The organism is Lentibacillus halophilus (assembly GCF_039522485.1).
In the GTDB taxonomy this organism is placed as follows: Bacteria; Bacillota; Bacilli; order Bacillales; family Amphibacillaceae; genus Lentibacillus; species Lentibacillus halophilus.
Genome location: NZ_BAAADM010000054.1, coordinates 596533 through 606545 on the forward strand (window position 1 = coordinate 596533; position 10013 = coordinate 606545).

General features: G+C 42.4%; 10 protein-coding genes. 4 read left to right on the top strand and 6 right to left on the bottom strand.

The genetic code is table 11. The features are described 5' to 3' along the window. Positions 1-332: 332 nt before the first annotated feature. The gene (locus tag ABDZ72_RS12745) at positions 333-497 is read right to left on the bottom strand and encodes an FbpB family small basic protein (RefSeq protein ID WP_343753687.1); all 165 of its coding nucleotides are present in this window, start codon (positions 495-497) and stop codon (positions 333-335) included. 118 nt (positions 498-615) lie between these two features. Here ABDZ72_RS12745 and ABDZ72_RS12750 point away from each other — a divergent pair, with 118 nt between their 5' ends. Then, complete coding sequence (locus tag ABDZ72_RS12750; protein ID WP_343753689.1) at positions 616-1779, top strand: aminotransferase A; 1164 nt, start codon at positions 616-618, stop codon at positions 1777-1779. Between the two features lie 33 nt (positions 1780-1812). On the opposite strand, the gene ABDZ72_RS12755 is transcribed toward ABDZ72_RS12750, so the two are convergent. Beyond that, positions 1813-1980 carry a Spo0E family sporulation regulatory protein-aspartic acid phosphatase gene (locus ABDZ72_RS12755; protein ID WP_343753691.1) on the bottom strand — a complete coding sequence of 56 codons (168 nt, stop codon included), beginning with the start codon at positions 1978-1980 and terminating at the stop codon, positions 1813-1815. A 217-nt stretch (positions 1981-2197) separates the two neighbouring features. Here ABDZ72_RS12755 and lepB point away from each other — a divergent pair, with 217 nt between their 5' ends. From lepB to ABDZ72_RS12770, 3 genes are all read left to right on the top strand, one after another. Beyond that, on the top strand, positions 2198-2722 hold the full coding sequence (gene lepB, locus ABDZ72_RS12760) for a signal peptidase I (protein WP_343753693.1): 525 nt from the start codon (positions 2198-2200) through the stop codon (positions 2720-2722). 396 nt (positions 2723-3118) lie between these two features. Then, on the top strand, positions 3119-4285 hold the full coding sequence (locus tag ABDZ72_RS12765) for a zinc-ribbon domain-containing protein (RefSeq protein ID WP_343753696.1): 1167 nt from the start codon (positions 3119-3121) through the stop codon (positions 4283-4285). A gap of 22 nt (positions 4286-4307) precedes the next feature. Next, positions 4308-5456 (top strand): S1C family serine protease, encoded by a 1149-nt coding sequence (locus ABDZ72_RS12770; RefSeq protein ID WP_343753698.1) that lies wholly within the window; start codon positions 4308-4310, stop codon positions 5454-5456. Positions 5457-5596: 140 nt separating this feature from the next. Here the strand turns inward: ABDZ72_RS12770 and ABDZ72_RS12775 are convergent, their stop codons facing one another. The 4 genes from ABDZ72_RS12775 to ABDZ72_RS12790 form a co-directional block, all read right to left on the bottom strand. Continuing rightward, positions 5597-6958, bottom strand: coding sequence for a TrkH family potassium uptake protein (locus ABDZ72_RS12775; RefSeq protein ID WP_343753700.1), 1362 nt, complete (start codon positions 6956-6958; stop codon positions 5597-5599). Between the two features lie 167 nt (positions 6959-7125). Next, positions 7126-7536, bottom strand: a complete 411-nt coding sequence (locus tag ABDZ72_RS12780) for a YwpF-like family protein (protein ID WP_343753702.1) — start codon at positions 7534-7536, stop codon at positions 7126-7128. 17 nt (positions 7537-7553) lie between these two features. Next, complete coding sequence (moaA, locus tag ABDZ72_RS12785) at positions 7554-8576, bottom strand: GTP 3',8-cyclase MoaA (RefSeq protein ID WP_343753705.1); 1023 nt, start codon at positions 8574-8576, stop codon at positions 7554-7556. A 19-nt stretch (positions 8577-8595) separates the two neighbouring features. Beyond that, the gene (locus ABDZ72_RS12790) at positions 8596-9858 is read right to left on the bottom strand and encodes a molybdopterin molybdotransferase MoeA (RefSeq protein ID WP_343753707.1); all 1263 of its coding nucleotides are present in this window, start codon (positions 9856-9858) and stop codon (positions 8596-8598) included. Between the last annotated feature and the right edge of the window lie 155 nt (positions 9859-10013).

Genomic DNA, 10013 nt, shown 5'->3' on the forward strand with positions numbered 1-10013 from the left:
ATTGAACAAATCACTTCTAAACACGAACTATATATTTAAGACGTAGTCACCGCTCCGGAAAAACACTACGCTTTCCGCGGGCGCTGCTGAGCCTCCTCGTGCTTATCGCACTGCGGGGTCTCACCTAGGCTTTTTGATCCCGCAGGAGTCTCCGTGTTTTTCCTACGCTAAACGAAAAATCCGAACTGATTCAGATTATTTGTGAATCATAGTTCGGATTTTTCTTTAATTAAACGTCTTTTGTCCCAGCTCCATATAGAAAAAGCAGGAAGCATGAACTATATGCTTCCTGCTTTTTCATTTTTGTTGTATTTCACCGCATACACGGTATGTTATGATATATTTAATGTCTCATCATCTTGTTCTTTGACAGATGTATGACGACTGAATCGTTTTTCGAGACGATTCTCAATTTGTTCGATCTTTTTATCGTTTTCCATAAGTTCTTGTTTATTTTGTTGAACTAAGTCTTCAAAACGTTGATGCTTTAAGCGCATACTCATCTTCTCCTTTGCCTAGTCTATGATCTGTCCGTACTTATAGTATAACGTATTTTTTTATCTTCAAATCAAAATTGTTTGAACATTTTATAACATTTTCTCAGGAGGTTGCCACATGCGGCCAAACATTGATCCAACTGCCCAATCCATTGAAATATCAGGGATTCGACAATTTTTTAATATGGTCTCCGATGAACAGGGGGTCACATCATTAACGATTGGACAACCCGATTTCAGTACACCTGACCATGTAAAAAACGCGGCCAAAATTGCCTTGGACACAAATCAAACTACCTACACACCGAATGCTGGCTTGATGGCATTGCGCACAGCAATAAGTGATTTTTATGAACGGAACTACGGCGTGAATTACCAGCCAGATTCGGAAGTCATTGTCACATCCGGAGCATCTCAAGCTATCGATATAGCGTTACGGACCATTTTGACAGCCGGAGATGACGTTCTTCTTCCAGCACCCATCTACCCTGGTTATGAACCATCAATTAAAATGAACGGTGCAGAACCTGTCCATATTGATACGACCCATGATGACTTTAAGTTGACGAAAGACCATTTAAAAGAACATATAACAAGTCGGACGAAGTGTGTGGTTCTGCCCTACCCTTCCAATCCAACAGGTGCCTCGTTCACGAAAGAGGAGTTGGCGAACCTTGTTTCCGTTTTGAAACATGAAAATATTTTCATTTTAGCGGATGAAATATACAGCGAGCTAATCTATGACCAAGAGCATACATCGATTGCACAGTTTGAAGACGTGAAAGACCGTACGATTGTCATTAATGGCGTTTCCAAATCGCATGCGATGACCGGATTCCGCATTGGCTATGCCCTTGCCCCCGAATGGTTATCTAAGCACATGCTGAAGGTGCATCAGTTTAATGTATCGTGCGCGTCATCAATCAGTCAGCACGCAGCAATCGAGGCTCTAACCAATGGCCTTGATGACCCTATCGCCATGCGGGATGCCTATAAACAACGGCGCGATTACATGTACAGCCGGTTAAAAAACATGGGACTTGAGGTTAATAAACCGGACGGAGCCTTTTATTTCTTCCCTGCATTTCCCATCGATAAATCATCCTTTGATTTTGGCTTGGATCTGGTACAGAAAGGAAAAGTTGCGCTCGTACCAGGCAGCTCGTTTTCATCGATTGGTGAAGGATATATGAGGTTGTCCTATGCTTACCATATGAGTACGATTGAGGAAGGCCTTAATCGTCTGGAATCGTTTTTATTGAAAGAGAACATGATATCATGAAAGTCATGAACAACGTCCGGTGATTGACGTCTGTTAGCACGTATTACCTGTATGTTTCATTGAGTCATAATGGTTCATCAACCTGTCCAATTCTTGACTCAGCTTAATGGATTCATGGCTTGTAAAACCTTTTTCCAATGCGACAACCGTCATATGACGACGCAATCGTTCAATATGATTTAAAAGCTCGTCAGCATTCATAGTTAAGGGGTACTCCTTTTATCCGGGATGAGATGGTAACATAGCAACATAATAACAAAAACTGACAAATCCCAGAAAGAATTGGTTTTCAAATGGGACGAAACATCATGCATTTGGACATCAATGGAAACTATAAAGAAATAGTGACAATAGAGCTTAAGCATATCGCTAAAAAGAATAAAGAATCTATATCGTTTGGCTGAAAGGTTGAGTGCACTTGAAAAAAACAAAAAAGAAAAACGAGTGGTTGGAATGGGGAAAGGCTCTTCTTATTGCAGTCATACTGGCTTTATTTCTCCGGTCATTTATATTTGCAACGTCTGTGGTTGACGGTGAGAGTATGGAGCCTACACTTGAAGATGGTGAAACGATTCTGTTTAATAAAATGACTTATTTATTCGATGAACCCGAGCGGGAAGATATCGTTATTATTAAAAAACCGTTAAAAAATTATGTCAAACGGATTATAGCTATGCCGGGAGAAACGATCACTGTTAAAAATGGTGGGTTATATATCGATGGAAACCTTTATGATCAAGCGTTCCTCCATAGTGATCAATTGACTGGAACCGGAAGATTCGGACCCATTAAAATACCCGAAAACAGCTATTTCGTTATGGGTGATAACCGAATGATAAGCAAAGACAGCCGTAATGGACTTGGTCTCATACAAGAAACTGAAATCATCGGAAAGTCGGAATTCATCATTTTCCCTTTCAATGAATGGTCCGTGACGGATTGAAATCATGACCCTTGCGAAATGGACATGCTGCATCCGCTGCACTGGACCAATTCCTCGAAAAATCCCAACTTGCCGGCCGGAGCAGCACATGAATTTGTTGTCCGGCCCTATTCATAATGCCTGCTGCCAACGGTTCCTACCCATTATCAAAGATACAGTAGCCAATATTCAATACGATCAATCCCAGGCAAACTACACCAAAAACAGTTTCCCAAACGTCCATATGCTTGTACCTCCTTTATATGTGTTATGGTATGCAATGTCATTCAACGTATCCGTTTCTTCCATAATACCAATTTCCTCATCCAAAATAAAGTAAAAATATGATAAAATAAAATTATCTAAGAACGACCGGAAACGACAAAATATAACACGAAAAAGAAAGCAGGTATAACGATGCACTACTGCCCTTATTGCGGTGCAAACGTTCTGGAGAATGAGGACTATTGCATCAACTGTGGCAAACAACTGCCACAAGACCGGCATGAACGGATGAAAACCAAACAACCATTCAATAAATATTGGTATATCCCGATCGCGGTCGTCGCTCTAATCCTATTTGTTTCTGGTTCCTATTACATTTTTCTACAAAATCAATCTGCTGAAGCCACCGACTTGTATCAAAATGCTGAAACATATGCGCTGAATGGGGACTATTCAAAAGCAACGTCTTCACTTGAAGAATCGCTTAACCACCGAAGTGACTTCCAACAGGCGAAGAATGCCCTTGCATTCACCCAAAAGGCTGTAAAAATAAACGAAGACTTAGACAAAGCGTCAAACCTGCAAAAGAAAGGCGAATACCGGGACGCATCAGCACTTATCAATGAAGCGGAAGACAGCATTGCCAACTATGACGGGGAAGCAGTCACGAAGCTTATCGATAAACTTACTGCCAAGCGCAACCATATCAAACTGGCCCATTTAAAAAATAAACTGAATCAGGATCCAGGTATCGATAAATTAAAAGTACTTTTATGGGAAGCAGATGCGATCCCCTCCGATGAGGCCGACGACATCAAGTCGTCTATCCGGGGACAAATTGTTGATTATGTTTTTTCCAATGCAAGTAATCAACTCAACAACCATCAATTCTCAGATGCGTTGTTGATGGTGGAAGATGGATTAAAATATGCACCCGATTCCAAAAAGCTTCTCAGTCTTCAAACAACAATTAAAAAGGAAAAAACTGCTTTTGAAACAGCCCGAAAACAGCGAATTGAGCAAGCGATCAGTTCGGCGGAAAAAGAAAAGAAATTAAACGAAAATGATGCTGTCGAACTTATCTCCGTCAGCACCGAAGAAAACAAACAAGGGAATCTATCGGTCACAGGCAAAGTGAAAAGTGTTGCCACTGTCCCGATCCATTCCATATTGATTGAATACTCCCTGTCTTCGGATGAGGAAACCATTTTAACGAATGACGTCTATATCTATCCGGACACGCTTTACCCGGATGCCACCGGTGAATTTGAATTCACGCATTATAATATGGAGCAGCAGAAACCGAACGATATCCATATTAACGTAGACCGGATCAAATGGTATACAGATCAATCATAGGAGATAATTTGGGGTGAAATTTATGCACAAAAAAATACTTGGTCCGGTCATTGTGTCCGTCCTTCTAGCAGCGGCCAGCGTTTTTATACTGATTGTGATACATAATCAATACACATCACATAACATTAGCGTTAATAATCCGGTGATCCGGAAAGTGAAAACAGCTACTCAGGACCTTGATTTGAAATCCATCATCCATACCGCTGAAAAAAGCGTTGTGCAAATTGAAGGAAAGCATGAGAAAACAACCGTCACCGGTTCCGGTTTTCTATTTAATGAAAAAGGCGATATTGTAACAAATGCGCACGTTATCAAAGATGCAGATGTCATTTATGTCCGGACGACGAATGGGCGTGTTTACCCAGCTGCCGTCGTTGGAGCAAGTTCGGATACGGATATTGCCGTTATTCGGGTACCACAGCTTGCCGGCCAACCATCACTGGATATCAACACGGAAACCAAAGCAGAGATTGGTGATGACGTTATTGCACTTGGCAGTCCCCACGGCTTTCAAAATACTGTCACGCTCGGAATCATATCGGGAACCGAGCGGAATTTCTCTGTGGATGGATATAACTATGAGCATGCCTATCAGATTTCTGCTCAAATAACCAATGGCAACAGCGGTGGTCCCCTTATCAGCCGAAAAAGCGGCAAAGTCATTGGTATCAACGCCGTTGGAACAAACGATGGAACACTCGGATTCAGTATACCTATTGATGACGTTTATAAACAGCTGTCAACATGGGCAAACGAAGCACAAAACAAAAACCTGACATTTGGCTCCACCAAAGATATCACCGATGCAGCCAATACCCAACAACTGGTTAATGATGCGGAATATGTGGTTGACTACTTCCTGGAAAGCATCAGCATGCGGGATTATGTCGCTGCCTACACCCTGCTTGGGAGCAACATGCAAACAGAGTCGGCCTATTCTGATTTTCGGAAGCAGTTCATTCATTATATTGATCTTCAATACTCAAATATGACAAGCAAAGTGACCGACGATGGCAACGTGGAAACAACCTTATCGGTAACAGCGGAGAAAAGCCAAAATAATAAAACAAAAACAAAACAGGAAACATACACCTATGTCTTCACGCTTGGTCATGAAAACGATCAGCTGAAAATATTGCAGATCAACCAATCACCCGAAGATAGCGAATAGAGTTGTGTACAATCATCTGCTTTTTATTAGTTGAATCAGTCAACTTCTCCCTGACCAGACGTTTTCGGCCAGGGAGAATGCGATTATCCGTCAATCATGATGGTTGTTTGTTTATGCATTACTTCCCCCTTTTATAATCATTACCCAATCACCATCTTTTCTTTTGGATAGTGATATTTTCCTGTTTGCTTATGACTGGTGAAAATGAATAGAAACGTAAGGATACCAATCCGGCCAATGAACATCAGTATCATGAGAACAATCTTGCTGAATACAGATAAATCATCGGTGATTCCAAGAGACAGACCAACCGTACCGAACGCAGAAGATACTTCAAACAATATCTGGGATAAGCCAAATGGCTCGGCAATGCTTAACAAAATGGTCGCTGTTAAAACAAAAACAATCGCCATTAACGTGACGGTTACAGCTTTGAATAAATCCTGTTCATGTACTTCACGGTTGAATATCCGGATGTTTCTTTGGCCTCTCGCATACGTAATAATAAAAATAACGACTAGTGCAAACGTTGTCGTCCGTATTCCACCACCGGCACTGCTGGGGGAAGCACCAATGATCATCAGAATGGACATAAACAGATGATTCGGTTCACTGAGCTGGCTCACATCCATCGTTGTCAATCCTGCGCTTCTTGTTGTAATGGACTGAAACAGCGAATAAAAGAGTGTCTCATGCCATGATTTCCCTGCAAAAAATCCACCTGCATCAAGCAGCATAATGAACAGAGCGCCAACAACAATCAAGATCAAAAATGTCAACGTCGTTACTTTTGCAAACAATGAAAAGCGGAGCGTCTGCCGCTTCACCTCGCCTGCAAACAAATATTCCTTCACTTCAATGAGAACCGGATAGCCAATCGCCCCGAAAATGATCAACAGCATATTAATGAATTGAACAAAATAATCATCTTTAAACAATTTTAACGATTGACCGGTAATATCAAAACCACCATTTGTTGTGGCACTGATAACTCCGAAAAAACTTTGAAAAAACGCTTCTTTTGCTGTTGGAAAGTATTGGAGATAATACGTACCCAGGACAATGAATCCAATAAACTCAATCGTTAAAATGACGAGTAATATTTCCCGGACAAGTCGGACAATGCCTGAGAAGGACGACTGATTTTGATCAGCCATAATCAGCTTCCGCTCCCGGAGACGAATTTTCTTACCAACAACCATCCAGATAAATGTACCGATGGCCATTACACCGACTCCACCCAATTGAAGAACGACAGCAAGTAGAACCGCCCCCGTCGTACTGAACGTGTCGGCAATTGTCAACGTGGACAAGCCTGTCACACTGAGTGCGCTGACAGCAGTGAACAAAATGTCAATAAACGGTGGCCGGGCTCCTGATTGATATGCAGCCGGCATAGCAAGAAGGGCTGTGGCTACGATAACTGCTATAAAATAAAATAAAAAGATCATTTGAACTGGGGATAATTGTTTCACCCAGCGTGAAATGGATTGTCTGAACATAGTATACTCCTTGGTACCATAGTCATTACATCAAATTATAATCAAAAACGTAATAACATTATAGCAGGCAACGGGATTCAATGTCTCTATTACAATAAATATTAACGCACCTTTTAACAGTACGTAATAGTTGGAGATAAAAAAGGTTAGTCATAACGGCTAACCTTTTAAATCTTTTCTTTAAATTTTTGTAGCAGCAATGGACCCTGATACCCTTCATCAATCAATTCTTTCAACGTTTTTTCAATCTTTTCTTTACGTTGATCGACAATGGTTCCCATAAAGAGAACGTTGATTTGATCACCGATATCATTGATCCCGATGATGGAAGTAATGAATGTAGCCGGCTCATTGCTTTCTTTCGTTATTTTCACCTGCAGCAACACGTCTGTTTCTTCGCGGGCCAGTTTCTGAAAAAAATCGTTGTAGGATGGCTCAAGGTAGATTTCGATAAGCCAACGGTTCTGTTCATCTTCGCGATTAATGATCAGACCGTCCATGAAGAGGATATCCTGCTGCAGCATATCCTCTTCATCATTATCAATCACTTTTAATGATTGGAGCTTGAATGTCTTCAACGCTCGTCGCCTCCTTATCAGCCACCGATATAAGACATTTCAATTTTTTTGCGGTTCTTCCGAGTTTCCTCGGATCGCTCTTCCGAATAGCGATCCTTACGCCTTCCCCACAGATTGGTCAACACTTCCTGGAGTTGATCATCGGTCAGATCATTGCGTATTTTTTCCCGGATATCAAAACCGTCTGAAGCAAAGAGGCATGTGAATAGTTTACCATCCGGTGACAATCTAATCCGAGTGCACGTTCCACAAAAAGCATCGGTAACCGAGGAAATGACACCTATTTCCCCATCTCCATCCTTGTAGCGATATCGTGATGCAACCTCTCCATAATAATTTTCTTCGGCAGGCTCAATCGGCATTTCCTGGTCAATCGTTTGAATGATATCCTTTTTGGAAATGACGTTTTGAAAGTCCCAGCCGTTATGGTTGCCGACATCCATAAACTCAATATATCGCAGGATGATATCTTTTCCTTTGAAATACCGTGCCATCGGCAAAATCTGACTGTCATTCATCCCCTTTTTAACGACCATATTCACTTTCACCTGAAGCCCGGCTTCCTCAGCAGCCTCAATCCCTTTCAGGACAGGGCGGGGTACGACACCTTTTCCGTTAATTTGCTTGAACACGTCATCGTCTATGGCATCAAGGCTCAAATTCACACGTTCGAGTCCGGCGGCTTTCAGTTTTTTGGCGGTTTTGGGAAGAAAAACACCATTCGTTGTTAACGCAATATCTTTAATGCCGGGTATTTGCGACAGCTCAGCAATCAGTTGATCTAAATCACGCCTCATGAGCGGTTCACCGCCTGTAATGCGTATTTTTTCCACACCGAGATCGGCGAATATTCTGGCCAAACGGATGATTTCATCAAAACTGAGGAGTTCTTCTTCCGACAAAAATTGGTAATCGTCACCAAAGATTTCCTTAGGCATACAATATGTGCACCGAAAATTGCACTGATCAATCACCGAAATACGAAGATCTTTCAGTACTCTTCCGAAATGATCTTTAATGGGGGCTGGATTTTGTTGCACACGACCACTCCTTTTGGAATCAAAATTCACGCTGTCCTTCCCGATCGTCGAGTAACAGTACTTCCACGTCATCACCGTTTTTAAATCCGCGTGTTCCTCCGGGCAATACTGTTAAGGCGTCAGCATTGGCCAGTGATGTCACAACATTCGATTTATCGATCCCGGACGGCAAGGCGTGAACGGACCCGTTGTGATATGTTATATAGCTGCGCACAAACCGGGTGAACGGATTGGGTTTTGGAAAGTCCGTTCCCAGTACCGCTTTAATCCGTTTTAAAAATGGCTTTTGGCTGGCCAATTGATGCTGCAAAATAGGCCGTACAAACAATTCAAAACCAACGTAGCAAGCAGACGGATTACCGGACAATCCATACAACAGGGTGTCTCCGCTTACTGCCGCTGTCGTGACACTCCCCGGGCGCATGGCCACCTTATTAAACAGCACATCTGCTTCCAGTTTATCATAAATAGCCGGCATAAAATCAAAATCACCGACAGAGACGCCGCCTGTCGTTATCAGCATGTCAACCTCTGCCAGTGCTTTGGAAACCATGTCATAGCTTTCTTCCAGGTTGTCCTCGAGTTTGCCGAAATAACGATAGTCAGCACCAACCCGCTTTATCTGCGAGGCAATCATGTACGCATTGGAATTGCGAATCTTGCCGGGTTCCAGATCCTCATCTACATCAAGCAATTCAGTTCCTGTGGCAATAATGCCGACAACCGGTTTTCTGCTCACTTTCACATCACTGTATCCGAACGTAGCCAATACGGCCTTCACTCCAGGGTTAATCATTGTCCCCCGCGGAATTAGCAAATCCCCTTTGGCCACTTCCGACCCTTCTTCAATAATATTCTGTCCGGACTCCATCGTGCGTGTCATGGACATATACGACTGGCCATTATCGGTATATGTCTGACAAATTTCAAACATCGCAATGCAATCGGCTCCGTCGGGAATTTTGGCTCCAGTCATGATCCGGGTTGCCTCGCCTTCATGCAACTGTTTTTGCGGCAATTCGCCTGCTCCGATATGTTCCACAACCTTGAATGATACAGAGTGATTTCGACCGGCTTCGGTTGTATCCGCCGAACGCAACGCAAATCCGTCATACGGTGATTTTGGAAACGAAGGAACAGAGTGCGAAGCAAAAATATCGTCAGAAAGCCTTCGATTATCCACATCCGTTATCGGTATATCATCGGTAGCTCCATTTGGCCTTCTCTCCCAAACACGTGATATGGCTTCCTCAACCGGAATGGGTTTTCGCATGTCTTCCATATTACATCAGACCTTCCATACTAACCATACTAAGTCGCTATCGCCATTTTAACAAAATTGAAAGGAAATTGATAACAATGGCAAGTATGTGTCAATCTTTTCTCGATGTGGTTGTCACACCAATATATCTGGCACTTTATCTTTGTACACTTTTT

Bases quoted from the DNA above. Each gene is read 5' to 3' on its own strand.
- ABDZ72_RS12745 (WP_343753687.1), bottom strand. From the start codon at position 497: ATGCGCTTAAAGCATCAACGTTTTGAAGACTTAGTTCAACAAAATAAA.
- ABDZ72_RS12750 (WP_343753689.1), top strand. From the start codon at position 616: ATGCGGCCAAACATTGATCCAACTGCCCAATCCATTGAAATATCAGGG.
- ABDZ72_RS12755 (WP_343753691.1), bottom strand. From the start codon at position 1,980: ATGAATGCTGACGAGCTTTTAAATCATATTGAACGATTGCGTCGTCAT.
- ABDZ72_RS12765 (WP_343753696.1), top strand. From the start codon at position 3,119: ATGCACTACTGCCCTTATTGCGGTGCAAACGTTCTGGAGAATGAGGAC.
- ABDZ72_RS12770 (WP_343753698.1), top strand. From the start codon at position 4,308: ATGCACAAAAAAATACTTGGTCCGGTCATTGTGTCCGTCCTTCTAGCA.
- ABDZ72_RS12775 (WP_343753700.1), bottom strand. From the start codon at position 6,958: ATGTTCAGACAATCCATTTCACGCTGGGTGAAACAATTATCCCCAGTT.
- ABDZ72_RS12790 (WP_343753707.1), bottom strand. From the start codon at position 9,858: ATGGAAGACATGCGAAAACCCATTCCGGTTGAGGAAGCCATATCACGT.